Origin of the sequence: Streptococcus cristatus (assembly GCF_003943505.1) — a bacterium.
Classification (GTDB): domain Bacteria; phylum Bacillota; class Bacilli; order Lactobacillales; family Streptococcaceae; genus Streptococcus; species Streptococcus cristatus_E.
This window is the reverse complement of the sequence record NZ_RJPS01000120.1, coordinates 1-525: the sequence shown is the minus strand read 5'-3', so window position 1 is coordinate 525 and position 525 is coordinate 1. Positions and strand designations below refer to the sequence as shown.

At 45.5% G+C, this 525-nt stretch carries 1 protein-coding gene; it reads right to left on the bottom strand.

What is annotated here, in order from left to right:
* Positions 1 to 525 (bottom strand): mucin-binding protein (locus tag D8792_RS11560; protein ID WP_446677406.1); only part of this gene is annotated, 525 nt, incomplete at both ends.

Below are 525 nucleotides of genomic sequence, written 5' to 3'. Positions count from 1 at the left end.
AGTAACGGTGAAGGTTTGATCCTTCTTATCGTCATTATCGAAGGTCTTAGGTCCCTTGAACTCATCGTTCACCACTTCATAGCCCTTGTCTGTCAATTCTTTCAGACGAGCTGCGTAGTTAGTTGTACCGATTGGCTCACCTGACTTACCGCTTTCAACTACCTTAGTCAATTCCTTATTACCGTCAGTTTGGTCTACGAAGCTGATAATCGCTTTTTGGCCATCCTTCACGAAGTTGATTGGTGTATCCTTCGTTGGATCGCTTGGAATTGGTGGTGGGTTGTAACCCTTGCTTGGATCGCTCGGATCTTTCGGTGTCAATGGTGTTGTGCCATCTGGGCCGACTGGTGTTGTGCCTGGTACATGTGGAATCACTGGAAGATCAGTACCTGGTTTGCTTGGATCTGTTGGATCGTTTGGATATGGAAGGTTTGGTACTTTTGGAAGTCCGTCTGGTACATTTGGTACGTATGAACCAAGTTTGCTGTACTTAACTGTTTCTTCGCTATCCTTATCATCAGGAGT